The organism is Wolbachia endosymbiont of Ctenocephalides felis wCfeT (assembly GCF_012277295.1).
Lineage (GTDB): Bacteria > Pseudomonadota > Alphaproteobacteria > Rickettsiales > Anaplasmataceae > Wolbachia.
On the sequence record NZ_CP051156.1, the window covers coordinates 499528 to 525519 of the forward strand.

23 protein-coding genes, 1 tRNA gene and 2 pseudogenes are annotated in these 25992 nt (G+C 35.7%); 13 read left to right on the forward strand and 13 right to left on the reverse strand.

Features of this window, described 5'->3' with window-relative positions; genetic code table 11:
- Positions 1-80 precede the first annotated feature (80 nt).
- The 6 genes from HF197_RS02425 to HF197_RS02450 all read left to right on the forward strand — a co-directional run bounded on the left by HF197_RS02425 (position 81) and on the right by HF197_RS02450 (position 5024).
- Positions 81-809 (forward strand): acyloxyacyl hydrolase, encoded by a 729-nt coding sequence (locus HF197_RS02425; RefSeq protein WP_168464131.1) that lies wholly within the window; start codon positions 81-83, stop codon positions 807-809.
- Positions 810-1175: 366 nt separating this feature from the next.
- The gene (locus tag HF197_RS02430; protein ID WP_168464132.1) at positions 1176-2189 is read left to right on the forward strand and encodes a hypothetical protein; all 1014 of its coding nucleotides are present in this window, start codon (positions 1176-1178) and stop codon (positions 2187-2189) included.
- 146 nt (positions 2190-2335) lie between these two features.
- Complete coding sequence (locus tag HF197_RS02435) at positions 2336-2755, forward strand: hypothetical protein (protein ID WP_168464133.1); 420 nt, start codon at positions 2336-2338, stop codon at positions 2753-2755.
- On the forward strand, positions 2745-3539 hold the full coding sequence (locus HF197_RS02440) for a metallophosphoesterase family protein (protein ID WP_168464134.1): 795 nt from the start codon (positions 2745-2747) through the stop codon (positions 3537-3539). The genes HF197_RS02435 and HF197_RS02440 overlap by 11 nt, the downstream gene beginning before the upstream one ends.
- Positions 3540-3624: 85 nt before the next feature.
- A complete protein-coding gene (locus tag HF197_RS02445; protein ID WP_168464135.1) occupies positions 3625-3792 on the forward strand; it encodes a hypothetical protein in 168 nt (55 codons plus the stop codon).
- A gap of 116 nt (positions 3793-3908) precedes the next feature.
- A complete protein-coding gene (locus tag HF197_RS02450; protein ID WP_168464136.1) occupies positions 3909-5024 on the forward strand; it encodes a hypothetical protein in 1116 nt (371 codons plus the stop codon).
- Here the strand turns inward: HF197_RS02450 and tnpC (HF197_RS02455) are convergent.
- Positions 5004-6364: pseudogene (tnpC, locus tag HF197_RS02455) on the reverse strand (IS66 family transposase). The gene HF197_RS02450 and the pseudogene tnpC (HF197_RS02455) sit on opposite strands and share 21 nt — an antisense overlap.
- A gap of 119 nt (positions 6365-6483) precedes the next feature.
- Positions 6484-7035 carry a nitroreductase family protein gene (locus HF197_RS02460; RefSeq protein ID WP_174855534.1) on the reverse strand — a complete coding sequence of 184 codons (552 nt, stop codon included), beginning with the start codon at positions 7033-7035 and terminating at the stop codon, positions 6484-6486.
- Between the two features lie 196 nt (positions 7036-7231).
- On the opposite strand from HF197_RS02460, the gene HF197_RS02465 reads away from it, so the two are divergent.
- The 5 genes from HF197_RS02465 to HF197_RS02485 all read left to right on the forward strand — a co-directional run bounded on the left by HF197_RS02465 (position 7232) and on the right by HF197_RS02485 (position 9605).
- Positions 7232-7657 carry a biotin transporter BioY gene (locus HF197_RS02465; protein WP_369800014.1) on the forward strand — a complete coding sequence of 142 codons (426 nt, stop codon included), beginning with the start codon at positions 7232-7234 and terminating at the stop codon, positions 7655-7657.
- A gap of 28 nt (positions 7658-7685) precedes the next feature.
- Positions 7686-8048 (forward strand): DUF1284 domain-containing protein, encoded by a 363-nt coding sequence (locus tag HF197_RS02470; RefSeq protein WP_168464137.1) that lies wholly within the window; start codon positions 7686-7688, stop codon positions 8046-8048.
- Between the two features lie 37 nt (positions 8049-8085).
- Positions 8086-8159 (forward strand) — tRNA-Arg (locus tag HF197_RS02475).
- A 68-nt stretch (positions 8160-8227) separates the two neighbouring features.
- Complete coding sequence (gene rpoH, locus HF197_RS02480) at positions 8228-9100, forward strand: RNA polymerase sigma factor RpoH (RefSeq protein WP_168464138.1); 873 nt, start codon at positions 8228-8230, stop codon at positions 9098-9100.
- Complete coding sequence (locus HF197_RS02485) at positions 9093-9605, forward strand: invasion associated locus B family protein (RefSeq protein WP_168464139.1); 513 nt, start codon at positions 9093-9095, stop codon at positions 9603-9605. The genes rpoH and HF197_RS02485 overlap by 8 nt, the downstream gene beginning before the upstream one ends.
- Positions 9606-9653: 48 nt before the next feature.
- Here the strand turns inward: HF197_RS02485 and HF197_RS02490 are convergent, their stop codons facing one another.
- From HF197_RS02490 to HF197_RS02500, 3 genes are read right to left on the reverse strand one after another with little or no spacing between them, the layout of a single operon-like run.
- Entirely contained in the window at positions 9654-11162 is a 1509-nt protein-coding gene (locus HF197_RS02490) for a UDP-N-acetylmuramoyl-L-alanyl-D-glutamate--2,6-diaminopimelate ligase (RefSeq protein WP_168464140.1), read from the reverse strand.
- Positions 11137-12369: a trans-sulfuration enzyme family protein gene (locus HF197_RS02495; RefSeq protein ID WP_168464141.1), complete on the reverse strand. Its 1233-nt coding sequence runs from the start codon at positions 12367-12369 to the stop codon at positions 11137-11139. The genes HF197_RS02490 and HF197_RS02495 overlap by 26 nt, the downstream gene beginning before the upstream one ends.
- A 7-nt stretch (positions 12370-12376) precedes the next feature.
- Positions 12377-12658 (reverse strand): BolA family protein, encoded by a 282-nt coding sequence (locus HF197_RS02500; RefSeq protein ID WP_168464142.1) that lies wholly within the window; start codon positions 12656-12658, stop codon positions 12377-12379.
- A 212-nt stretch (positions 12659-12870) separates the two neighbouring features.
- On the opposite strand from HF197_RS02500, the gene HF197_RS02505 reads away from it, so the two are divergent.
- Positions 12871-13359, forward strand: coding sequence for a hypothetical protein (locus HF197_RS02505; RefSeq protein ID WP_168464143.1), 489 nt, complete (start codon positions 12871-12873; stop codon positions 13357-13359).
- Positions 13360-13663: 304 nt separating this feature from the next.
- Here HF197_RS02505 and HF197_RS02510 read toward each other — a convergent pair whose 3' ends face one another.
- The 6 genes and pseudogenes from HF197_RS02510 to clpB form a co-directional block, all read right to left on the reverse strand.
- Positions 13664-13897 carry a hypothetical protein gene (locus HF197_RS02510; RefSeq protein ID WP_168464144.1) on the reverse strand — a complete coding sequence of 78 codons (234 nt, stop codon included), beginning with the start codon at positions 13895-13897 and terminating at the stop codon, positions 13664-13666.
- Positions 13843-15203 (reverse strand): annotated as a pseudogene (tnpC, locus tag HF197_RS02515) (IS66 family transposase). Before tnpC (HF197_RS02515) ends, HF197_RS02510 begins: the two are co-directional and overlap by 55 nt.
- Positions 15204-15303: 100 nt before the next feature.
- Positions 15304-16680: a PleD family two-component system response regulator gene (locus tag HF197_RS02520; protein WP_168464145.1), complete on the reverse strand. Its 1377-nt coding sequence runs from the start codon at positions 16678-16680 to the stop codon at positions 15304-15306.
- Positions 16652-16966, reverse strand: coding sequence for a Sec-independent protein translocase subunit TatB (gene tatB / locus HF197_RS02525; RefSeq protein WP_168464146.1), 315 nt, complete (start codon positions 16964-16966; stop codon positions 16652-16654). The genes HF197_RS02520 and tatB overlap by 29 nt, the downstream gene beginning before the upstream one ends.
- Entirely contained in the window at positions 16954-21711 is a 4758-nt protein-coding gene (locus HF197_RS02530; protein ID WP_168464147.1) for an NAD-glutamate dehydrogenase, read from the reverse strand. Before HF197_RS02530 ends, tatB begins: the two co-directional genes overlap by 13 nt.
- A gap of 27 nt (positions 21712-21738) precedes the next feature.
- Positions 21739-24294, reverse strand: coding sequence for an ATP-dependent chaperone ClpB (gene clpB, locus HF197_RS02535; RefSeq protein WP_168464148.1), 2556 nt, complete (start codon positions 24292-24294; stop codon positions 21739-21741).
- 130 nt (positions 24295-24424) lie between these two features.
- Here clpB and HF197_RS02540 point away from each other — a divergent pair, with 130 nt between their 5' ends.
- Complete coding sequence (locus HF197_RS02540) at positions 24425-24784, forward strand: hypothetical protein (protein ID WP_168464149.1); 360 nt, start codon at positions 24425-24427, stop codon at positions 24782-24784.
- A gap of 7 nt (positions 24785-24791) precedes the next feature.
- Here the strand turns inward: HF197_RS02540 and ubiA are convergent, their stop codons facing one another.
- Positions 24792-25652 (reverse strand): 4-hydroxybenzoate octaprenyltransferase, encoded by an 861-nt coding sequence (gene ubiA / locus HF197_RS02545; RefSeq protein ID WP_168464150.1) that lies wholly within the window; start codon positions 25650-25652, stop codon positions 24792-24794.
- Entirely contained in the window at positions 25642-25992 is a 351-nt protein-coding gene (locus tag HF197_RS02550) for a ribosome-binding factor A (RefSeq protein WP_168464151.1), read from the reverse strand. Before HF197_RS02550 ends, ubiA begins: the two co-directional genes overlap by 11 nt.

Sequence of the window (25992 nt, forward strand, 5' to 3'; positions counted from 1 at the left end):
TTGTGTTATGATTTGACTGAACTTTAATTTTTAGTTAAAGTCACAGGATGAAATTTTAATTTTTTTTAACGAGGGCAATTATGCATTATAAAATTTTTTTTTCAGCGGCTGCTTTAGCAACGTTGCTGAGCTTATCAGTATCACACTCTGCTTATTCCGACCCTGTTGGTATAGTAGACAGTGAGGAGTCTAGCTACTACGTTCGTTTGCAATATAACGGTGAAATTTTACCTTACAAAACAAAAATTGACGGTTTTGAAGCTAAGAAGAACAGTGCTGTTACTACTGATGCTTATACATCTTCTTTCATCTCTGGTGGAGGTGCATTTGGTTACAGAATGGATGAATTTAGAGTGGACTTTGAAGGGCTTTATTCACAGTTAAATAAGGCTGATGGTGTTATTTTTCAAAAGCTAAATACTGCTGCTACTCCTGTTGGCGATGGAACTGATGTTGATTTGGATGACTCATTAACAGCAATCGCAGGGCTAGTTAACGTTTATTATGATTTAGCGCTTGATGACATGCCTATGACTCCATATGTTGGTGTTGGTGTTGGTGCAGCGTATATCAACAATCCTTTAAAAACAGCAGTGAGTGGTGATAAAGATTCTGGGTTTGGTTTTGCTTACCAAGCAAAAGCTGGTGTTAGCTATGACGTGAGCCCGGAATTTAAGCTTTTTGCTGGTGCTCGTTATTTTGGTGCTTACGGCGCTAACTTTGATAAGGCAGCTGCAAATGACAAAGGAGTAAAAGTTCTCTACAGCACTATTGGTGCAGAGGTTGGAGTAACATTTAATTTCGCCTAGTCTTTTTCTTGTACATTCCAGCGCATAACGCTGGAATGGCTTTACTGCACAGTAGTCAGTTTATTAAACAGTAAGTAACACCTTTGTATCCATTCAGCCCGTATCTACTCAAAGGTGTGGTAAAAAATAGTTAAATAAATAAAATTGTTGAGATAAAGCAGGTTAAATATGGCATAATCTGGTCAATTTTTTAATGTTACACAAATCTTAAAGAGAAAACAGACACACTTAAACCCCGCAAACTTGTATTTTAACTACACCTCTGAACAGATATCACTTCTAGTATTAATTATAATTGCATGTTAATTTTAGAATATTATAATTACATTACATAATTTTATTATAGTTTTATAATAGGGGGTTGATATGCTGAGAGGCAGTAAAAAATCAAGCATTAGCGGTAGTAGTTTTGAAGTACTTGGAAGTAATACCCATAAAAAGTCAAGCGTAAGTGATAGCAGTTTTGAAATACTTGACGGTAATTTGCTATCAGAAAAGATAGCACAATCACTGGTTGAAGCTTTTGAAAAAGATGTAAAGGAAATAATTGGTAAAATTAATCAGAATAAAGAAATCATAGGCTTAGAGGAACTCTGGCACGACGTTAGAAAAAGTCAAAAAGTAAAAGTTGAAGGTAAAGACGAAGAAATAAGGAGCCCATTTGTAACTCTGCAGGCAGTTGTTGAGAGTGAAATAGCTTCGTGCTTAGGTGATAATACAATTAATAGCGCTGTTGCTACAATCCACACGCCAACACCTGCCACTCCATTAAGAAGCGAAGCGCTAACTCCTCTTACTTCGCTCACAAAAGCAAAAGTAGAAAAGGGATTAGTAACGAAAGAAATAGAAAATGATCCTAAACGATTAAAAACTGTTACTGATAGGACAACAATCGTACGCGAATATTTAGATGCGGGCGGGAAGTTATTTTCTGCATATAGCACAGATAAAGATTCTCAAGGTAATGAACTAACTGGTATGAACGTTTTTCGTAACTGTTTGGAACAATATAAGCCTAACCTTCGTGCTGTGCAATTGAAAAGCTTTGAGCAAAAATACACTGGCGCTACTTATATTTTTGGTAATAGTAATGAGGATAATCAAGTATTTTCTTTGAAAGCTTATCAAGCAAATCAAGAAGAGCTTGGCAACAAAAAATGGTGTGTTTGGTTTGGATCTATACCTGTACAATTAAAGGAATCAAGTGCAGCATCAAGTGACAAGGTTGAAAAGCGTTTTGCAAAAATAAATAACTTCTTACTTGAGAATGGTAATATTGATATGGTAAAAACACTGAACGATAGCAGAAAACCAGAATCAAGCCTATCTGACCTAGATACTGTGCAGCACTCTCTCAGTAGCGTTAGTATTGGGCACTAAAGCAGAGGTCTTAATAGACCTCTGAATTTGCTGAGATTATGAGTATCTTATTTTCCCATCTTAAAGGTTTTTATGCTAGTAGTATCTTTGTACTGTTCATAACGTTGTTATGTGATTTTTCTGAAGCTCGAGTGTGGTTGCAGGTTATGCCTGGAGATATGCTAAGTGTGCGCGCTGTAGTAGATAGTAAAGAAAAGTGCCCATCTGCATGTATTGACGGCAAAAAGGTCGAAATGACAGAACGAGCATTAGAAGAAGGCGAGAATTTTCCCGAGAAAGTTTATGAATTGTTAATTCCAAGAAATATACAAGATATTAAGATTAATGGTAAAAAAATTCCTACATTGCCAAGTAAAATCAATAAAATTGTGATGATAGGTGATACGGGATGTAGAGTAAGCTGCTCTGAGCAACAAACCTGTAATAACCAAGTAGAATGGCCCATTAAAGAAGTGCTAAGCTCAGTAGCAAAGCACAACCCTGACCTCATCATACATGTTGGTGACTACCATTATAGAGAATGTGCATGCAAAGATGAAGAAAAATGCGGCAAAAGTGTACGGTGATAATTTTGCCACCTGGGAAGCTGAGTGGTTCAGTCCAGCACAGGAAATTTTATCGCAATATCCGTTTTTATTCATGCGTGGTAATCATGAAAATTGTGATAGAGCACACAAAGGATGGTTTAGATATTTAGATGCCTATCCCTTTGAAAGCGGAGCATGCAAAGAATTTACTAAAAGTTGGACATTTGATGCGAGTATCATGCAATTTTATGTCTTCGATTCTGCATATAGTACTGATCTTAACTATTATACAAACACTGAGTTAATAAAAAAGCAGCTTACTCCAATTAAGCAACAGAATAAACCTACTTGGTTTTTGACTCACAAGCCTTTATGGAATTTAACTAAGGAATTGATATTTCAATACGAAGGTAATGTTGCTAATACTAAGGTTTTTATTGATTATTTTAATAAATACAAAATACCTGTTGTCATCTCAGGACATGCGCATATCGCACAGATTCTTTTCATGGCTAATAACTTGCCAACCCAAATTATAGTCGGTAACGGTGGATCATCATTGCATTCTCAGGATCAAAAAGCTGTACAGTATGATGTTGGATTTGATTATGTTGAGAACATCCCTAGCTTTACTGCTGAAAAAGTTAACAATTTCTTCGGTTTTGGTTTTGCTGTTTTAGACTTACCAACTCGGAAATTTTCTTTCTACAGCAAGGATAACAAGGAGCTGTACTCTGTGGTTTTAACAAAAGATTTTCAATGGAAAAAGGAAAAAACTGTTTGCTCTGTTTTTGAAGTGTTAAGTAAAGAATGGTTAAAGTAGACTAACCTAGCCATTTGTCAAAAATATATTTACATTTACTTGCATTAGTATTATACTATATTACGCATATTGCTGGAGGTGTGAGGTGACTAATTTAATAGTATCTGGAATGGATTTTAGTGGTGCGTATGAACGTACAGCTGTAATATTAGCACTTGCTGACATTATTTCGCAAGATAACGAGGATAAACCAATAATTGCATTACACCCTGTCGGTAATAATGACGTAGATTGTCTTAGCTTCTCTGATTAAGGAAATAAGGGAATTTACTAAGACTACAGACGAACCTTCACATCTTGAAGAGGAGCTTATAGAACTTGCAAAAGGTGCGCTAAATGTTGAATTCAATACAATGTTTGCACTGCTAGATGAAAAAAAAATGTCCTGTATTTTATATTAGGTGGATACCAAAAGATGATGAACTTTTTACATCACACAGACCAGGAAGAAAGGGGCATTTTATCTGTATTTCTTTCTTCTATGACCATACCGGAAAAAAAAGTATTTTGATTGCAAATCCTAACGCACATGACATAGAAGATGGTCATGAAGTTGCAGCAATAAGCTCATATGTTGAAGAAAATGATGTTAATGTTTACCACACAAGAGATTATTTACAATTTGACGATACCTTTTGTTGCCCAAGTAGCCTTTTAGTTCTTAGAGCTCTTTACAATATAGATCAAGACACATTCGAAAGTATTTTGCAAGAAGGTCAGCAAAAAAACGTGGGCAATTTAAAGTACATATCAGTTCAGCTTGGTTATGATGTTATGCATAAGGAAGTAGGCAAGATCTCAGCAGAGCTTGTGCAGGCTAAGGGAAAAGGAGAAGAGGAACAAGATAAACAAAAACAGATAGCGGAGTTACATAGGCAAATTAATTATGAAACTGCCTTAGTTTGTGCAAAGAATCATGGAACAGATGATATGTTGCCATTTGTCTTAAATGACCTTCATTTTAATCAAAGATTAATTGAGGGAAATTTTAGTAAGGATCAAAAGGAGTATTTAAGCAAGGTTTTGCTTAGCGGAAAAAAGTTATTAACTCCAGAGCAAATACAGCAAGTTACGCAGAACAGACAAGTGAAACTTGCAAGGCTGTCTCAATTCCTTCCTAAGCAAACGTATGAAGGTAAATCACAATTAAATTCAGTGAGTACACCAGTTCGTAATAATAATGCAACAAACTCACCACAAGGTTTGCAAAAACCTAAAGCTGAATATGGATATTACTATATAAGCAGTGCAGTAATTGGGTTAATTTCTGGTCTGGTAGCGTTGTATCTTTTTGCACCTTATGCCTCTATTGCAGCGCCCATTACAGCCACAATAATTGGTGCATTGGTTGGAGTAGGTATATGCTATGGAATGATCAAGCTTAGCGAGAAAGGAGACCGAAATATAAGTACCATACTTGATGATAGCACTACTGTGGTTCTCGTATCCATTCAGGTGTATGGCTTAAGAAGCAATAGCCAGTAGGTTTTGAAAAGGATTTAACTTCTTTTGCCTCCAAGTCAAGTACAATGAAATTATCCTCTCAAGAAACATATTTCCCCGTTTCGATTGTGTAAAATATGAAACTTTTCGGTAAACAACGTAATGCCGAATCTGTCACTCAGCATAGTTGTTTGTCAGTGGAATATTTTCTGGATCGTCCAAAAATTTCCACATCATCAGATCCGATTTCATGATATTTTTTGCTACTCGAGACGCTCCAATTGCCTCGGGTAAATTTGATATATTCTTTAAGTAATATCTCGTTCGCTTGCGTAATTTTCTTGCTCTTCTTATGAACCTTAATGTGTCTATTTCATCCTTTAACAGAGCTTTTTTCAATGCAAATAATTCAGTAGCAACATTCCTTAAATAATACCCCAAAACTTTCACTTCGCTATTCCAACTATGAGACAACCTTTCAAAATCTCTTGCTAAATGTGCCCAACAGACCTGCCTTTTCTTGCTGGAAAAGTAGTTGTAAGCTGCATATCTGTCGGTCACTACTAGGTTGTTATTCTTTCCAAATTTACTATTTTCCAGGACTTTCATCCCTCTTGACTCTGTCAATTTGATCACACTTCCTATTTTGCTCGCAAACATCCAGCACCAGCCCTGTTTACCTTTGTTGTAATGGCTAGTTTCATCGATATGTAAAATTTTGCTCTTGCTTACCTCTTCCTCAATTTGCTCATATGCTTCTTGGCATTTTTCTGCCACTCTAGCCTCGCTATTTGATACACTACCGACGCTGATATCCAGGTTGAAAATGTCCTTTATAATATTTGCCACTTCTTTTTTCGAATTCTTGTAAAATCCACTTAATGCTGCAATTACTGACTTAACTCTTGGACCAAATGTGTCCGCAGTTACTCCTTCTTGTAGCTTGCTACTTTTTCTTTTTCCACATCTTTTGCAACGTCCATGCTCTAGTTAATATTCAACTACATACGGCTTGATTTCCGGCAAATCGACCTTTTGATGAGTATACGGATCTTTTGATACCGCAATTTCTCCTCCGCACTCACACGTATTGGGCAGTTCTATTTTTACCATCTCATCTGCCTCCATTTTAGGGCGGTAACTGCCTTTATGTCCAACCTGTGCTCCTACTTTCCTGTCACTTTTTGGCTTATTTTCCCTCATCTTATATAATTCTTTGGAGCTTGGTATAGATGAATTTTTTGAATTTAAGCCAAGCCTTTCTTTTAACTCAGCGTTTTCGATCCTTAGCGCTTTATTTTCTGCTTTAAGCTCTTCTATTTTTGTTTCTAACTTTTCTATAGTCTGCTTAAACTTTCGCAAAATTCTAAAAGATCAACCATATTACCTCACAGCCACTCTAGTTTACCTTTTTAGCATTCCTTGTCTACTCTTTATTTTACCGCCCGGCTGAATGGATACGTGGTTCTCAATGGTAGAGAACTTTAATGGAAAAAAATAGTTAACCTGGCCATTCATCATAGAAAAATATTTCCTCTATCGGCCTTCTTTTTTTCTCTTTAATTTCAGCACCTTCCTCTTCGTAACCAATGGCTATAACTGACATCACATTAAAATCGTCAGGTATATTGAAGTTTTTTACTATTTTATCCTTATCAAAACCGCCCATTTGATGTGCCATTAAGTCCATAGATGCAGCCTGCAACATCAGTGCATAATTTGCTGCACCAGTGTCATGCTTGGCCCAGAAATTTTCTCCACTGCTTAATTTACGAAAATTTTTAGCACTTAGAGATATGATTAATATCTGTGCATCCTTTGCCCATTTTTGATTGGATTCATCAAGACAATTCAGCAGTTTTTCCCACGAGCTTTGATTATTGTATTTATTGCAAATTATGTATCTCCATGGTTCATCACCAAAGCATGAAGGAGTGAGCCTCATAGCTTCTATCAAAACATTTATTTCTTCTTGAGATATTGTCTTTGCGGAATCGTATGAACGCCCGCTATGCCTAAATTTTATTAATTCCAATAGATCTTTACTTATCATTTTAAATCTAATAATGTATAAAGTATAATAGCAAAATTTAAATTGCAAAACCATCTGTATATATTAACATTGGTAAGTTACTTAGCGAGAGAGTATGTTTACAACGGAATCTAGCAATAAATCAACACTAATTGAAGTATTTTTTTGTGTTTTTCTCTTATTTTTAATGGCTTAAGTAAGCATACCACTGCAGCCTGTGCCGATCACACTGCAGACCCTGGGAGTCATGTTGATCGGGCTGAAATTTAATCGCAAAACAGCATTTCATTCAGTGCTTACATACTTATCACTTGGTGCAGCAGGATTTCCTGTGTTTGCAAATTTTTCTGGTGGTTATCATATTTTTCTTGGGCCAACAGGTGGGTATTTAATTGGTTGTTTAGCTGCCATTATGGTGATGAGCAGGGTAAACGAGATATTAAGATTTAAATATGGGCTGCTTATGCGCAATTCTTTAAGTTGCCTCGCTAGTACAACTGTGATTTTCATTTGTGGTGTCAGTTGGCTCGCTATTTGCGTAGGGCTTGGGCAAGCAATATCAGATGGAATGTTACCTTTTATCCTTCCTGGTTTAGTGAAAATCTTTCTTCTGGTAGCAGCTCTGCAATATCTGGAAAAGTGATAAAGTTTCGTTTTGCCCTCATCACTTTATGTGCACCATGGCATTTAAAGGGTATGGCTATTCTCAAGATTTTGTGGAAAATTATAAAAAGATAGCAAGTACTATAGCTAGTGATCCTAGTACTCAAATTGAAGTTATAGGCAGCCTTGATAGCATATGCAGTGCCTGTCCAAATCAAACAAAACAGGGTAAGTGCAGTACACAAGCCAAAGTTTTAGAGTTGGATAGAAGGCATATGGAAGTTTTAGAGATAAAAGTCGGAGAGGTGTTAACCTGGAATGAAGCGACAAAAAAGATCAGGGGTGAAATGTCGATAGAAAAATTTGAGTACGCGTATCAGGGCTGTAGTTGGCAACAATATGGTATATGCAAAAACGCTCTTTCGATTTGACTTAAATAGTTTATTTATTAGATAATTTAGGGCACATGCGCTTGTAGCTCAGTTGGATAGAGCGTTGCCCTCCGGAGGCAAAGGTCGCGGGTTCGAATCCCTCTAAGCGCGCTTTGTAAATTAAGACTTGATTTTTTTCTCAAAGATTAATATATTATATATGTATAGAATTCTTTATCATGTTAGCAAACTTATACGTTGATAGTAGCACTGATCTCATGCAATATATTGCAAAGGTGCAAAAATTTCCTATGCTATCACAAGAGGAAGAGGTGCAACTAGCGAGAAATTGGCATAAACATCAAGATATTGCTTCTGCTCACAAGTTGATTACTAGTCATTTGAACTTGGTAGTAAAAATTGCAATGAAGTTTAAAAACTATGGGTTATTGCTCATGGATCTGATTATGGAAGGCAATATGGGTCTTATGCATGCAGTAAAGAAATTTAACCCTGACTTAGGGTTTCGCTTTTCAACTTATGCAGTTTGGTGGATTAAAGCCTCAATAAAAGACTTTGTATTAAAGTCTTGGTCATTTGTGAAAGTAGGTACAACGCAAGCACAAAAAAAGTTGTTTTTCAGTTTACGTAAGATCAAGAAAAGAATTTTACAATATACAAGCAGAGAATCTTTAAGTAATGAAGAAATAAAAGCTATAGCTAATGAGCTGTCTGTTTCTGAAAATGATGTCGTGCAAATGAGTTACCGCTTATCTTGTAAGGATAAGTCATTAAATGAAAGTGTAAGAATAGGTGAGGGTTCTAGAGAGTTACAGGATATGATTCCATGCAATTCAGTAAGCCAAGAAACAACTTATCAAGCGCGTGAAGAAAAGGAATTGAAAGAAACGATTTTAAACAATGCGCTAGCAAATCTCAATGAAAGAGCAAGAGATATCTTCATTAGCAGATATTTATCTGAAAATCCTCAAACTTTGGAAGAATTGAGTAAAAAATATTGCGTTTCAAGGGAAAGAATAAGACAACTAGCTGAACAAGCAATGAGTAAGGTAAAACAGTATATACAATCGGAAAGTTTAAAATATGCGTAGTTTTTTTGTACTTCTACTTCTTTTCTCTACAGGTATTTTAGCATCAGTTAGTGATGTGCAATTAAAAGAAAAATATAAAGATTGGCTTGTATATACTGCACTGGAAGATGGGGATAAGGTTTGTTACATTGTGTCTTACCCCAAGAAAAAAAGTGAGCATTATACATCCAACCGTAAGCCTTATGTAATGGTTAGTTATGTTGACAAAAAAGCAGATGAGGTAAGTGTCACTTCTGGTGTGAGATATGACAACGAGCCTGTTGCTCTCAATATTGACAAAAAAGTTAAATATGAGTTACCTGTAATACAAGGAAATTTTGCTTGGGCAGATCGTGTAGAGGTGGATAAGGACCTAATTTTAAAAATGAAGCAGGGATTATCAATAATAGTCAACGGAAAAATAAAAGAAGAAGATATTGATGATACTTACTCTCTTCTTGGGTTTCAAAAGGCTTACCAAAAAATGCATGATTTGTGTAAAGATGGTAAAATTATCGAAAAATGAGTTGTACAAGAAGAAAAGTTGGCCTTACGCAACTGGGGTTTCTAAATTTTATTCATAGAGCTTAGTAATTTCAGCATCGCTAAATTCAAAAGCTTGATCACCTATAATTTGAAACTGTTCATGACCTTTACCTGCAATCAGTAGAACCATATCTTCATTGTATGCTATGCTCATGCCTTTTTTTATAGCCTCTCTTCTGTCTCTTATTTCCAATGCATTAGGGCAATGTGATAAAATATCATGGCGGATTTTTGCTGGATCCTCATTACGCGGATTGTCATCAGTAATTATTACCTTATCTGCATAAACTTGCGCTATTTTGCCCATTTCTGTGCGCTTACTTTGATCACGATTACCACCACATCCAAATACCAAAACTATTTTTTTGTTAAAATGCCATTTCAATGATAATAGTGCCTGCTCCAGTGCATTAGCAGTGTGAGCATAATCCACAAATATAAAAGAATTTACTTTTTCCATTCTACCGGGTGGAGAGGTAAGCTTTTGCACACAAATTTGCCTATAATCCATTCCAGATGAAATAACTATGCTCATTGCACATAACAAATTATACGCTTGAAATTTTCCCATAACTGGAAAGAATGTGTCGAGAACCTCATCCTCAATTTTTATTGTAAGATGCTGACCATCTGTCGTTGGTATTTGTCTCAATAGAATAATGTCAGAGTCTATCTTTCCATAAGTTATAACTTTGTTGCCATGTTTCTTTGCGATTCCAAGTAAGGTGCTATACCCATCTATATCAGCATTTAAAATTGCCGCTCCTTCTGCCTGTAATACCTCAGAGAATAACCTCTTTTTAGCATTAAAATATTCATCAATATTGCCATGATAATCTAAATGATCTTGCAACAAATTAGTAAAAGCGGCAGCATTTAATTTCAATCCGTGAATTCTATACTGATCAATTCCATGGCTTGAGGCTTCCAGTACTAAGTATTCTATATTCTTATCATTAATATCACGCAACGTAGAATAAAGATCTTTTGCACTTGGAGTGGTAAGGTTGCTATTGCTATCCACTTTCTCATCATTAATATACGTTCCAAGCGTGCCAACGGATGCTACGTTATAACCAGCATTTCGCCAAATTTGGCGGCAAAAATCCACCACTGAGGTTTTACCATTGGTACCGGTCACTGCAGCAACATATTTTGGCTGCTTGAATTGATAAAACCTGCTGACTATTTTGCTATATATCTTTTGGGGATGTAGATGGTCAAGTACTGCAATGCTTGGAGTATCTGTCATTCCAGCGCGTGACGCTGGAATCCAGCTCTTTTCGTAGGCAAAGAAGTCTATTGTTTTTATGCTAAAAACCCTGGATCCCAGCGTCTGGGCGCTGGGATGACATCCTTTTGACACTGGGATGACAGATGCCTTTTTCAGCGCATCACTTAAGTATTTCTTGCCCTCATCTGACAAGCAAACAAAAAGGTAGCCTTCCTTAACTCTCCTCAGATTACATGTAACACCCTTAACTTCAAAGTCAAAGTCAACATCAATAATGTCACGCAATAACTCTTTCAGCTTCACATTCTACTTCAACATTTACAGATGGCAGTCTTGCCAGCGCTGCATCCAAATCAAAAATTAAATCTTCAGGATCTTCTAATCCGCAAAATATTCTTACGCAACTTCCACCAAAATCTGAACTCATGACGGATCTTTCCATAGATTTGCGGTCTATTGGTAATATCAAACTATCACACCCTCCCCAAGAAGCACCAATACTAAAAATTTTCATGTAATTAACCATAAAGCTCAGTTCATCACGTGAGTATTCTTTGTCAAGTATTATGCTAAATACGCTGTTTGCTCCTTTAAAGTAACTTTTCCACAATTCATGCTGAGGATGAGAAGGCAGTGCTGGGTATAAAACTCTTCTAATTTTCGGATGTGCTTCTAACCACTTGACCACTTTCATTGTCGTGTTCTGATGCTGCTTCATACGTGCGTTCAGTGTTCTAAGCCCACGATGCGCGAGATAACAGTCTTGCGACTGAATAGTTACTCCATAATTTTTATAATTCTCATAAAGCAACTTAAAAACCTCACCTTCTGCAATCATTGCTCCCATAATTAAATCTGAATGACCTGCAATATATTTTGTTACTGCATATAGTGCAACATCAACACCATAATCAAGAGGTTTAAATAATAAGGAAGTGGCCCATGAATTGTCACAAACTGTTATTATCCTGTGCTCTTTAGCAACTTCTACTATGTGCCTTACATTTGAAATTTCAAACGTTACGGAACCAGGAGTTTCAATCATTATTAGTGAGGTATTATTCTTAATAAGATGAGATATATCTTTTGTTGGATCATAAAAAGTTACTTCTACACCTCTTTTTAGTAGCTCATTTTGAGCAAACCTTTTAAGTCGATAATAGCTATTGTCTTGAATTAAAACATGTGAACCAGCTTGAGCAAAAGTTAAAATTGCAAAAGTAAGCGCAAAAAGTCCAGAAGGATAGATTAACGCTTGCCCTTTACCTTCAATTTCAGCAAGTGCATTAGAAAAATAATGAACGGTGGGAGTGCCCACATTGCTATAACTGTAATCTCTTGCAACACCATCATTTATTACATCATATATACTTTCCCCATTTGCTGCACTTAAGTAGTCATTGTAAGTAGGAAATAATATAGTTGAGGAGTGATAAATAGGTGGATTCATAGAACCTTTGTAATCTGCAAACCTTCTTCCGGCTTTAACTAATAAAGACTCTTCCTTCACGTTTTCGTTACTTGTTTTTCAAATTGTATTCGCTTTGCGTATACAAATGAAGAGAAATTGCATGGATTAGCTCTATCTCACTATTTAATAGATCATAGATTAACTTATGCCTCTTTAGAGTACCCATTTCGTTAAAATCATCAGATATTAATATCAGTTTTATATGCGAAGATGATGCAGATGAAGTAAAATGATGACCTGCATGTCTTGTAGATTCATCGATCACATCGATATTAACTACGTTTATTGAGCTGCGAATCTTTTCTTCTATTGTTCTTATAATATCCATACACATTTAATATACCTAATGTAATTATAGCAGTAAGAGAGACATTTTACGAGCTCAAAGTTTATTTTCATATTTCTAAAGCAGTTATTTCCGAAACGGAAATAACTGCTTTTTCTATAATTTGCCATAATTATTGTTAATAAGCTTGATAAAAGTAAGAATATCAGATAAAATTTATATATTATTAATAGTATTTTTAATAGGAGAGTAAAATGATCGAATATGTTTATGCTTACGGTTATACTTATGATGAGAAGGGTTCGATAAATGGTGTTTCCATATCTTTAAAAGAGAAGAAAAACAAACCTGATAAGACACTAGAAAATATTTTAAAAGACAAATCTGATGAGACACAAGAAAATGTTTTAGAAAACAAACCTAAGACACTAGAAAATATTTTAAGAGAGATATTTGAAATAAAGTGCCAAGATGAAAAATTTGAGATTTCTAAGTTAGAAAAGTGTTTCTTAGTAGGAGAAAAGATTGGAGATGAAGATCTAAAAAAATTAGCTAAGTATTTGAGTCAGTTTAAAAAGCTTTGGGAGCTTGATGTATCAAATACTTCGATTGGTAACATCAGCCCTCTTTATGATATAAAGCTTTGGAGGCTTAATATATCACATACCCAGATTAGTGATATCAGCCCCCTTATTAAATGTACAAAACTTTGGGAGCTTAATGCGGTCACGCACCAAAGTTAGTAACATCGAGCCTCTCAAGGAGCTAAAAGGTCTTAGGTGGCTTGATTTATCACACACCGAAGTTAGTAACATCGAGCCTCTCATGGAGCTTGAAGGTCTTAAATGGCTTGATTTATCACACACCAAAGTTAGTGACAAAGATGTACTAGAACTAAGAAAGAAGCTTCCAGAATGTGTAATTAACGGTTACTATGATCCTCCTGTTCAACCAAAAACTAATAGAAGTTACTGCATTACTGGCATTGGTGTAGGAGGTGGCGTGGCTACGGGGTCAGCAGCAGTATATTTTATAGTAACTGCTTCATTAAAACCCTATTGGTGCTGCTTCAAGTCCTATTGGTGCTACTATTGTAATTTGTGCTGTGTGTTTCATTGCTTGTGTAATGGCTGGAACTATAATGAGTCTTGTTATTAACACTTGTCTCAATAATGCAAATGCCGTTCCAGCCATTACACAAGCAGGTATCCATTCAGGTGTATGGCTTAAGAAGCAATAGCCAGTAGGTTTTGAAAAGGATTTAACTTCTTTTGCCTCCAAGTCAAGTACAATGAAATTATCCTCTCAAGAAACATATTTCCCCGTTTCGATTGTGTAAAATATGAAACTTTTCGGTAAACAACGTAATGCCGAATCTGTCGCTCAGCATAGTTGTTTGTCAGTGGAATATTTTCTGGATCGTCCAAAAATTTCCACATCATCAGATCCGATTTCATGATATTTTTTGCTACTCGAGACGCTCCAATTGCCTCGGGTAAATTTGATATATTCTTTAAGTAATATCTCGTTCGCTTGCGTAATTTTCTTGCTCTTCTTATGAACCTTAATGTGTCTATTTCATCCTTTAACAGAGCTTTTTTCAATGCAAATAATTCAGTAGCAACATTCCTTAAATAATACCCCAAAACTTTCACTTCGCTATTCCAACTATGAGACAACCTTTCAAAATCTCTTGCTAAATGTGCCCAACAGACCTGCCTTTTCTTGCTGGAAAAGTAGTTGTAAGCTGCATATCTGTCGGTCACTACTAGGTTGTTATTCTTTCCAAATTTACTATTTTCCAGGACTTTCATCCCTCTTGACTCTGTCAATTTGATCACACTCCCTATTTTGCTCGCAAACATCCAGCACCAGCCCTGTTTACCTTTGTTGTAATGGCTAGTTTCATCGATATGTAAAATTTTGCTCTTGCTTACCTCTTCCTCAATTTGCTCATATGCTTCTTGGCATTTTTCTGCCACTCTAGCCTCGCTATTTGATACACTACCGACGCTGATATCCAGGTTGAAAATGTCCTTTATAATATTTGCCACTTCTTTTTTCGAATTCTTGTAAAATCCACTTAATGCTGTAATTACTGACTTAACTCTTGGACCAAATGTGTCCGCAGTTACTCCTTCTTGTAGCTTGCTACTTTTTCTTTTTCCACATCTTTTGCAATGTCCATGCTGTAGTTGATATTCAACTACATACGGCTTGATTTGCGGCAAATCGACCTTTTGATGAGTATACGGATCTTTTGATACCGCAATTTCTCCTCCGCACTCACACGTATTGGGCAGTTCTATTTTTACCATCTCATCTGCCTCCATTTTAGGGCGGTAACTGCCTTTATGTCCAACCTGTGCTCCTACTTTCCTGTCACTTTTTGGCTTATTTTCCCTCATCTTATATAATTCTTTGGAGCTTGGTATAGATGAATTTTTTGAACTTAAGCCAAGCCTTTCTTTTAACTCAGCGTTTTCGATCCTTAGCGCTTTATTTTCTGCTTTAAGCTCTTCTATTTTTGTTTCTAACTTTTCTATAGTCTGCTTAAACTTTCGCAAAATTCTAAAAGATCAACCATATTACCTCACAGCCACTCTAGTTTACCTTTTTAGCATTCCTTGTCTACTCTTTATTTTACCGCCCGGCTGAATGGATACAAGAGCAAAAAGTAAGGAAGCCTAATCAACAACCACCTTATTTCTGCCGCTATTTTTTGCCTTATATAGGTGTTTATCAGCACGCATTATGAATTGCTTTGTATTATATAGATCAGAACTTTCCATTTCCGCTACTCCAATGCTTACAGTTATTTCATGCTCTGTATCTTGACCTAAAAGTTTAAATGGCGTCTTAGCAATAATTTCATGGACTCTTTCTGCAATGAAACATGCACTTGATATATTTGTATCTGGCATTACAACAACAAACTCCTCGCCACCAAATCTTGCCAGTAAATCTGTTACTCTAATATTTTCAGAAATTCTTTTTGAAACTTGCTTTAAAAGCTCATCTCCAGCATTATGTCCAAAATCATCATTAACTGCCTTAAAATGGTCTATATCAATCATCATAAGGGATAGATTTCGACACTTCTCTACAGAATCCTTAACAATATTTTTTAAATGCGTGTCAAAATATCTTCTATTGTAACAATTAGTTAGAGGATCCTTTATAGACATTTCTGCATTATTGAATAAGTTCATCCTCAGAGCATCTTGATATCTTTTGCGCTTTACCTGCAGATTAACCCTTGCTATTAACTCACCTTCATCTAGAGGTACTGCTAGGTAATCACTTGCACCCACATCAAGTGCTTTAACTAGGTTATTTTTGTCATAATCCTCAGAAAGAATCAGAATTGGTGTATAACGTGTTTCCACCTTGCTACGAAACTCAGAACATAGGCGCAAACCATCAGTTTTTGAAAAGTGTATATCAGAAATAATCAAATTGTAATTGTTTTTAATACCAACCTCTAGAGCTTCCATCGGATCATTTAATATTTTAATTGATTTAAAACGGTGCTTCAAAATATTATTTATTTGTTCTGCTTGAAAAACATCCTCATCAATTACAAGTATATTAGCATCAAAAATCTGATTGGAATAATCCATGATGCTACTTCCCGCTATTCCACCAATCTCAGCATTAGTTTCTCCTCTCAAGCGCAATTCATCTATAATCATTTTTAGACGTGTAAGTGACTTGATGCGCGCAGACAAAGCAGTTTCATCTATTGGTTTAGTAAGGAAATCATCTGCACCAGCATTAATACCTTGCACTCTATCGTGAGTGTCATGCAGTGCAGTTACCATAACTATTGGTATATGGGTCGTTGAAGGGTCACTCTTTAGCTTTTTACATACTTCAAAGCCATTCATTTTTGGCATCATAATGTCAAGCAATATGATGTCAGGTTGCTGGCTTTCTACTAAATCCATAACCTCTTCACCATCGTGGGCTACAATAACTGTATAATATTCTGCTTTCAGCCTAACTTCTAAAAGCTTTACATTAGATGCTATGTCATCTACTACCAGTATCTTTGCTGTCATTTTGCCTCTTTTGGAATTTAGCTTTTGATAAAGATTCTGTTTCGTAAGCAGGATAAAGCTTACCATCTTCACCAACTATATAATTTATTTTTTCAGTATCACATTCCTTATATAAATCTTCAATCCCAGCATCTTTCAGCAATTTTTTAGCTTTAGATTTTATAATTAGAAAATATCTATATATACCTTTAATAAGATCAATAAATACAGGCACCTTACTTTTATCAAGAGCAATTATGCTAACTAACCCTACTACCAAAATTTCTGCAAAGCCTATATTAAACATTTTCCTACAAATTTAATTCTTCTGATTATGAATATTAATTTGCTTAAATCAAGCTTAGAGGCGACCATCTCATCTAAAAAATTATTGTAACTTTCTATGTAACCATTGTCATTGTGTGCCCAAATCTGGACTTTATTTTTCTTATCACCAGCAGCTTTTATGACTTCAACAGTCAGCTTATGGTGGTAATCGCTCAGATCGTCTAACGAATCATTGATCAAGCTGCGATCCCAATAGGAAGAACGACTTTTCATTTTGATAGCGATATTTCTGATCAGATCAAATCTTAGCAGTGATTGCAATTCAAAGTATATTTTGCCAGTGTCAAGAATAGGCAAAGATGCCTGCTCAGTAACAGCTATAACATCTAGCGCATAAACAAGAACATACAGATCAGCAATTTTCTCTGCTAAGTCTTTACCTATATTGAGCTCTAATAAGGAAGTAAGCTCACTGCTGTAGACTTTCTGTAGGCGCTCATCCAAAACATCAGTCAAATTTTGTCGCAAAGTTTCAATTACATCTCTGAACTTTATTACATCATCTAGTTCTGTGAGATTTAGTTTACCAAGATTTTTTACCAACCAAAATGATACTCTACCAATAAACTTCTGCATATTCCTTACTATTTGCAGATATGAATTAACATCAATTTTTCCATCCAATTCGTCAATTTTCTGCCATAGACTATTCAAATCATATAAGTGACTAATAACAATATATATATTAACCGCCTCGTGCACTTTCACTCTAGTATTCTCAACAAGATTATTAATAAATACACAACCCATTCTATTTACTACATCGTTTGCAATGCAAGTGGAAATAATTTCCTTACGAAGCTGATGTTTTAATATGGAATCTTTGAACTCCGTTACCATCTTCTGTGGAAAATAATTTAGTAAGTAGTCACTGCATAATAAGTCCTTCTCAGGCAAGTCAGAGTGTATAATTTCGTTTTTTATTGCGGTTCTAGCATAAGACATAAGGACGGAAAGCTGAGGAGAGCTAAAACCACCACTTCCGGTGAGCATTCCGGCTATTTCTTCGTCTGTTGGAAGAAATTCTACAGCGCGATTTAACAGTCCAGATTTCTCTAAATTGAGTAATAATCTGTGATGCTGCTCCACTCTTTCTTTAGTTTGCAAACATTCAAGAAGTAATGCCTTTGTCTCAATTCTGTTGTGATCCTCAAGCACCTTGAATGCGACCTCATCCACCATGCTGGCCAGTATTTCATTTCTTTTTTCTAAAGAAATGCCGCTATCTTTCATAGCTGAAACAAATGCAATTTTGATATTAACCTCAAGATCAGAACATATAACACCTGCTGAATTATCGACAAAATCTGCGTTTATATACCCACCTTTTTCAGCATATTCTATTCTTCCGAGCTGTGTACATCCCAAATTTCCGCCTTCTATAAACATAGAAGCTCTAATATCCTTACCATTTATCCTTAACTCATCATTTGCTTTGTCACCGACCATACCATGACTCTCGTTTTTTGCCTTGATAAATGTGCCAATTCCTCCATTCCATATGAAGTCCACTTCCGCCTTGAGCAGATATCTGATTAATTCACTAGGAGATAATGTATCTTCACCAATGCCAAAACACTCCTTCATTTCTTGAGAAATATTTATCTGTTTGCTACTGCGCGCGAAAACCCCGCCACCTTTAGAAATTAGATCTTTATTATAGTCCATCCAAGTTGAAGATGGTAATTTAAAGAGACGTTTGCGTTCTGTGAAACTTTTTTTTGCATCAGGGTTTGGATCAATAAAGATATGCATATGATTAAATGCGCCGACTAAACGCATATTCTTTGACAGCAGCATGCCATTACCAAAAAGATCACCTGCCATATCACCGATTCCAACGACAGTTGCCTCTTGGTAGATATCTTTATTCATTTTCCAAAAATGCCTCTGTGCTGCAATCCAAGCACCTCTTGCCGTTATGCCCATTTTCTTGTGATCATAGCCTGCTGAGCCGCCTGATGCAAATGCATCACTAAGCCAAAAATTATACTCAGAGGAGATCTGATTAGCATAATCAGAAAAGGCAGCAGTTCCTTTATCTGCCGCAACTACTAAATATGGATCATCTTCATCATAGCGAATTACGTTTTCTGGTAAAACTATCTTACCATCTACTACATTATCGGTGATATCAAGCATACCCCTAATGAAATTCTTATAGCATTCAACACCTTTCTCTCTTAAGGTATTCTTATCTTTATAAACATGCTTTATTACAAATCCGCCTTTTGCACCAACAGGCACAATAACTGCATTTTTTGTCATCTGGGCCTTCATTAATCCAAGAACTTCAGTGCGAAAATCTTCTGTTCTATCCGACCATCTTAAGCCACCACGCGCTAATTTCCCTCCTCTTAAGTGTATTCCTTCAAAGAGACTTGAATAAACATATAATTCGCGATAAGGCCGAGGATCAGGTAACCCGCTGATCTTACTCGAATCAAACTTTGTCGATAAATATGGCTTTTCATCCTGATAATAACTGGTTCTCAAAATAGCCATTATTAGATTAAACATTGAGCGCAAGACGTAATCATGTGATACATTGCTGATTTCCTTTAAAAGCTCCTCTATTTTTTCTTTAAAAATTTCCGTAGTTTCCGCTCTATCAATGTCTATACTAGGATCAAATCTTACATGAAATAGTTGCACTAAATATTTTGTAATTTTTGGATACTCTGCAACTACTTTCTGAATGTATTCTTGATTATAGTTAAATGATATCTGTTTTAAATAAGCACTTAATGTTCTAATTAAGAGCACTTCTTTCCACTTCAGTCCAGCAATAATGATCAAACTATTAAAATAGTCATTCCTAATTTCTCTGCTAAATACTTTGGTAAGCGTTATTTCAAATTGCTCCTTCAGAGTGATGTTATCAACTAGTTCATCGACCCTTGATAATACGAAATGATGTATCCATATCCCACCATTGATATCTATGTAATAGCCATTATGAGAAAGAATCTTAGCTCCCAAGTTTTTAGTGATTTTTAATATCTTCGACAGCTCAAGACCTTCGTTATTTGGAGTGTAAACCTTTAACTGATAGTTCAGATTATCGCGAGTAAGGCGCAAATCCACTTCGCTGCTTTTTTTCTTTCTAACTATTTCCAATTTCTTCATATCATAATATGCATCTTGAGGTTCAAAACTATCCTGATAGCTTATCGGAAATGCTTTAGAGTAACGGATGAATATATTGTCAACAGTACTGAAGGTATTGTATAAATTTTCTATAAAGCGATCTTCCCACTTTTCTGTAATATTTCTCAATTTATTTTCAATACGCAAGACTTCATCTTCAGTAATGCTAGCATCCTTTACTTTAAGCACTACATGAAGCTTCATTAAGTCATATTCATTAATAATGTGATTGTTATAAATATCTGAGCTTTCTGCACCTATTTCATCTTTCAATATATCACGTACTTTAAACATTAACCTAGCACTAGCATAACGCATTGGTATAAGCACTATAGAGCTAACAAAAACTCCTACCTTTTTTAAGAACAACTTGACTCTTGGCCTTATTGCAAGAGACATAATTGCAATGCAGATTTGAAATAATTCTTCTTCGTTGGATTGAAACAACTCATCGCATGAGAATGCTTGCAGAATGGCAATTAATGCCTTGTTATTATGACCTCCTGTTACAAATCCTGCATTTTTTTCTATGATTTTCACTTTATCTTTTACTATTGGAATAGTGCGAATATCTTGCACTTCAGCTACAGAGGTAAATAATCCAAAAAAACGCCTTTCCTTTACAATATTTTGCTGATCATCAAATTCCCTTATTCCTATGCAATTCATATATGTACGCCTATGCACTATCGAAATTAAATCTGATCTTAATATGTATAAAAAACCAAGATCCGCAGAAGGAATTAACATATTTTGGTATTCTTCACTTGCTCTAATCAGGCCAAGATTTTCCTTATCATTAGGGGCAAGCTTTCCATCTTGACCGGCAACACACTCTTGATAACCTAAAAACACAAAATTGTTGTTTTTAAGCCAGCTTAAGAAATTTCTTCCTTCACTTGGGTTCATTTCCATCTCAGCGCTTAATGTTGGAATCTGCATCTTTTCCTCTTTCTGGAGCTCAGTATCAAGTACAACAGACAGGCTTGCCTCATCAAGCTTATGAAGCATCAATTGCCAATCTTTTACCGTACAATTCACTGCCTGTAGAGTCTTTTGCAGAGATTGCTCCAGTGTATCAACAAAGCTATCACTTATACCCTTGATAACTATATATATAACTGATTCCTTAACTCCACTATCTTCTTCTAGTGGATAAATTTCATCAATTAGGCTGTTTTTCCTTTGAATATTGACTATGCTATTGCTATAATAGCATATAGTTAAATCGTGTGCCTTAACAGTGCCAATTATAGAGTCCACTAGAAATGGCATATCATCATTTGCTACTTTTATTGTAGTGAAATTGCCTTCTATTCCTGGTATATCATTTACATTACTAATTGCTAATTTACTTTCTTCTTTCTCTTTTTTAAGAACAAAGTCATATGCATCCTTTGCAATATATAACAAAAATTTATCATTGGCTTTTAGGTCGCTTTTATAAACAAAACTATAAAAATATTTAATAAATTCTTTGATATTTTCTTGCTGGCCTTCTTGATCAGCTAACTTAAATAGAGACTCAGTATCAACATTATGATCTACACACATTTTTAGAAATAAAAATACACAATTAACTTAAACCTTCTTAACTAAGATTTCATTATTAAGAGCGTACACTATTAAATTATCATTTTCCACTACTTCCCCTGATAAAACTAACTTAGCTAGATTATCTTGAATATGTTCCTGTATTACTCGTCTTAGAGGCCTTGCCCCATACTCAGGATCATAGCCAATTTCTGCTATTATGTCCTTAGCCTCTGGTGATAAACTTATGCTAAGTTTACGCTTAGCCAGTATTTTTTGCAAGTAAGAAAATTGTACATCAATAATTTTAGAGATATCATCTTTCGTCAAATTATGGAACATTATAATCTCATCTAACCTGTTCAAAAATTCTGGGCGGAATGCTAATTTTACTATTTGCATAACCTGATCTTTTGTAGAATCAGAATCTCCTTTCAGCATTATTTCAGAACCAAGGTTAGATGTTAAAATCAAAATAGTATTGCGAAAATCAATAAATTTGCCATGGCTATCAGTCAGCCTTCCTTCGTCCAGAATTTGCAGCAACAAATTGAATATATCCGCATGTGCTTTTTCTATTTCATCAAATAAAATAACCTGATACGGTCTTCTTCTCACTGATTCAGTTAATCTTCCACCTTGCTCATAACCAACATACCCCGGAGGTGCACCAATCAGCTTTGAAACAGAATGCTTTTCCATATATTCTGACATATCAAAACGCAGAAGCGCTGACTGATCATCAAATAAAAATTCAGCAAGGGCTTTTGCAAGCTCTGTTTTACCAACACCTGTTGGTCCTAAGAATAAAAATGAACCAAAAGGTCTATTAGTATCTTGCACACCAGAGCGTGAGCGCCTAACTGCATTACTTATTGCTTCTATTGCATCTTTCTGTCCGATTACCCTTTGACCGATCTCTTTTTCCATATTAAGAAGCTTTTCTTTTTCGCTATGCATCATGCTTTCAACTGGTATTCCCGTCCATTTTGAAACAATGTTTGCAATATCACCTTCTGTTACCTCTTTTTTCAAAAAATTGTCAGTCACTTGCTCCTGACTCTCCAATTCATCTTCAAGCTGAGGAATTACGCCATACATCAATTCTCCTGCCCTGCCTAAATTTCCACTTCGTTGCACTAATTCTAGTTCTTTTCTCGCATTATCTAAATTCTCAGCAATACTTTGTATTTTTGCTATTCTATTTTTTTCTATTTGCCATTTGCTGTTTAGATCGGCAAATTTACCGCCCAAGCTTTCGATTTCATCGGTTATCCTTTTCAAACGTTGTTTAGAGCTCTCATCGCTTTCTCTTTTTAGAGCTTCTGCTTCGATTTTTAGTTGGACAATCTTTCTATCAAGCTCATCAATAACTTCAGGTTTGCTATCCATTTCAATTCTTACTCTACTTGCCGCCTCATCAATTAAATCAATTGCTTTATCAGGTAAAAATCTATCAGTTATGTACCTATTAGATAGCGTTGCAGCGGCAATTATTGCTCCATCTGTGATTCTAATTCCATGATGCACTTCATACCTTTCCTTCAAGCCCCTCAATATAGAAATAGTATCAGTTTCAGTTGGTTGAGATATAAAAACAGGCTGAAAACGCCTTGCAAGGGCTGGATCTTTTTCTATATGTTCACGATACTCATCCAGAGTTGTAGCTCCTATACAACGGATTTCTCCACGCGCAAGAGCAGGTTTCAGTAGATTGGAGGCATCCATTGCACCACTTGTTGCCCCAGCCCCAACTAAGGTGTGCAACTCATCTACGAACAATATAATTTTACCATCTGCTTTTGAAACCTCATTAATAACCGCTTTTAGCCTTTCCTCGAACTCCCCTCTGAACTTAGTTCCAGCAATTAGCTCACCAAGATCTAAAGCCAAAACCTTTGCACCCAGAAGCCCAAGTGGCACGTCGTTTGCAACAATTCTGTTTGCAAGACCTTCAACTATTGCAGTTTTTCCAACGCCAGGCTCACCGATCAGCACTGGGTTATTTTTTGTACGCCGAAGTGATACTTGCATTGTCCTTCTAATCTCTTCATCACGGCCAATCACAGGATCAAGCTTTCCTTGCATAGCAAGCTCTGTAATATCTTTTGTATATCTCTTTGCAGCGTTTAATTTTTCCTCACTATTTGGTGAATCTGCACTACTGCCATTTCTCATTTTTGTAATAATTGAATCCAATTTTTTCGGTGTAATACCGTTTTCGTTTAGAATTTTGCCTGCAGGATAATCTGTTTGTGCAGCCAAACCCTGCAGTAAGCGTTCAACAGTGACAAAAGAGTCTTTACCACGCTTAGCAATACCGAGCGAATCATCAAAAACTTTTGCCACTTCTCTTGAAAGCTGAAGACCACCACCTCCTGGACCATCAACTACTGGCAATTTTTTTATTGTATTATCAACAGCAGCGGTAATATCCTGCACATTTCCATCACATGCATTTATTAAGTCCTGGACCAGCCCATCATCAAGCATTGCTTTTAACATATGCTCAGGTCTAAAAACCTGATGCCCAGCTCCCAGTGCTTTCATCTGAGCACTTTGAATCAGGCTTTTTGCTTTTTCGGTAAATTTATTTAAATCCATAACGCAAGCCTTATTTATCCTTGCTGGTGTATATAGCAACTGATCTAGTAAATTTAAACCTGCAAAAGCTACAGAATTTTGTCAAGACAACAACAAGGAAATCAGTAAATTTGATTTTTAAGAAAAAGTAATGAATATAAAAGATATTACGGATGTTACTATAAAAGCTGCATTAGGGGCACCTGTAGCGTTTTTGGCAACAAAGGTAACAGAATATGCTTATCAATATATTTCTGGACAGCAAACCGAACAACACATAAGTTGTACTACAGACTACAATAAAGGTTATAATGAGGGTTATAACGAAGGTTGTAGCGAAGGTTATAATGAAGGCTGGAGAGATGGAATTATTATTGGAGCATCGGCTTGTCTATTTGTAACTGTTGCTGTTAAGACAGCACTTAAATACTGTGCTCAACGCAAACAACCAAGCAGTAATATTGAAGCCAGTCGTCCAGATCTTCTAAGAAATAATCTCAACGGAAAGTAATAAAAGTTTATAAATTTACTACTCTATCCAAAAAGATACCAAAAAGAAGCAATAGCCCTACATAGGAGTTATTTTTAAATATGGACATGCACTGACTGGGATCATCAGGGTTAAAATTTTTATATTGGTGACGGAATATCAGTCCTACAGCAAGTAGAGCAATAAAAAAAACATTATTTAATGATGATAAAATGCCAGCATACAGCCACACCATGAGAGTTATTAAATAAAACCTTTTCAACCACGATTTTGTTGTATCACCAAAATATAATGCAGTTGATTTCATTCCAAGTTTTTCATCATCTTTTTTATCTTGATGAGCATATATGGTGTCGTAGCTAAGTGTCCAAAAAATGCATCCTACATAAAAAAGTATTGGCTCTATGCTAACTTGATTCTTTATTGCTGCCCAACCCATTAATGACCCCATATTGAAGGTAAAACCTAAAAATAATTGTGGCCACCAAACATAACGCTTAAGTAAAGGATAGATGGCTATCATACACATTGAAATTATTCCAAGTATAAGTGTAGTTTTGTTGGTAAGTAGCAATATTATCAAAGCGATAGATAACAATAATAAAAGTAGGACCAAGGCTTGCTTTACGTTTAATGTACCACTTGCAAGTGGTCTATCTTTTGTTCGTTCAACATATGCATCTATTTTTCTATCACATATATCATTAATTATGCACCCGGCAGGCCTCATTAAAAATGCACCTATAGTGAATAAAACAAGGTAAAAAAAAGTCTGTCCTGATAAAGAGGTTGAAGCTAAAAGGATACCGCTCAAACTTGGGAACAATACAAGCCACAAACCTGTTGGACTATGCAATCTCATCAATGAAAAATAACTATTAAAGTCCATCAGAGTTATTTAATATGTTATTTACGTTAATAAAATTATCAAATGCTAAATCAGGCTTAAAAACCAACTCAGGCATAAAGCGTAAATCAACCTCACTCGATATAGATTTGCGTATTGACCATGCAGATTGATTCATTTCATCAACAATAGCATTAATATCACAATCCTCCCCACTTAATGAAGATAAAACTACATAGACATCTGCTTTTTTTAAATCCTTACTTAATTTAACATCAGATATTGCTACATTCTTAGAAAATAACTGCCCTTCTATTAAAACCCTAGAGATTGCCCTATGTAACACTGATGCTATTTTTAGGTTTCTAATCTCCTTCTTCAT

Bases quoted from the DNA above. Each gene is read 5' to 3' on its own strand.
- HF197_RS02425 (WP_168464131.1), top strand. From the start codon at position 81: ATGCATTATAAAATTTTTTTTTCAGCGGCTGCTTTAGCAACGTTGCTG.
- HF197_RS02430 (WP_168464132.1), top strand. From the start codon at position 1,176: ATGCTGAGAGGCAGTAAAAAATCAAGCATTAGCGGTAGTAGTTTTGAA.
- HF197_RS02435 (WP_168464133.1), top strand. From the start codon at position 2,336: ATGCCTGGAGATATGCTAAGTGTGCGCGCTGTAGTAGATAGTAAAGAA.
- HF197_RS02450 (WP_168464136.1), top strand. From the start codon at position 3,909: ATGAAAAAAAAATGTCCTGTATTTTATATTAGGTGGATACCAAAAGAT.
- HF197_RS02460 (WP_174855534.1), bottom strand. From the start codon at position 7,035: ATGATAAGTAAAGATCTATTGGAATTAATAAAATTTAGGCATAGCGGG.
- HF197_RS02470 (WP_168464137.1), top strand. From the start codon at position 7,686: ATGTGCACCATGGCATTTAAAGGGTATGGCTATTCTCAAGATTTTGTG.
- rpoH (WP_168464138.1), top strand. From the start codon at position 8,228: ATGTTAGCAAACTTATACGTTGATAGTAGCACTGATCTCATGCAATAT.
- HF197_RS02485 (WP_168464139.1), top strand. From the start codon at position 9,093: ATGCGTAGTTTTTTTGTACTTCTACTTCTTTTCTCTACAGGTATTTTA.
- HF197_RS02500 (WP_168464142.1), bottom strand. From the start codon at position 12,658: ATGGATATTATAAGAACAATAGAAGAAAAGATTCGCAGCTCAATAAAC.
- HF197_RS02505 (WP_168464143.1), top strand. From the start codon at position 12,871: ATGATCGAATATGTTTATGCTTACGGTTATACTTATGATGAGAAGGGT.
- HF197_RS02520 (WP_168464145.1), bottom strand. From the start codon at position 16,680: ATGACAGCAAAGATACTGGTAGTAGATGACATAGCATCTAATGTAAAG.
- tatB (WP_168464146.1), bottom strand. From the start codon at position 16,966: ATGTTTAATATAGGCTTTGCAGAAATTTTGGTAGTAGGGTTAGTTAGC.
- HF197_RS02530 (WP_168464147.1), bottom strand. From the start codon at position 21,711: ATGTGTGTAGATCATAATGTTGATACTGAGTCTCTATTTAAGTTAGCT.
- clpB (WP_168464148.1), bottom strand. From the start codon at position 24,294: ATGGATTTAAATAAATTTACCGAAAAAGCAAAAAGCCTGATTCAAAGT.
- HF197_RS02540 (WP_168464149.1), top strand. From the start codon at position 24,425: ATGAATATAAAAGATATTACGGATGTTACTATAAAAGCTGCATTAGGG.
- ubiA (WP_168464150.1), bottom strand. From the start codon at position 25,652: ATGGACTTTAATAGTTATTTTTCATTGATGAGATTGCATAGTCCAACA.
- HF197_RS02550 (WP_168464151.1), bottom strand. From the start codon at position 25,992: ATGAAGAAGGAGATTAGAAACCTAAAAATAGCATCAGTGTTACATAGG.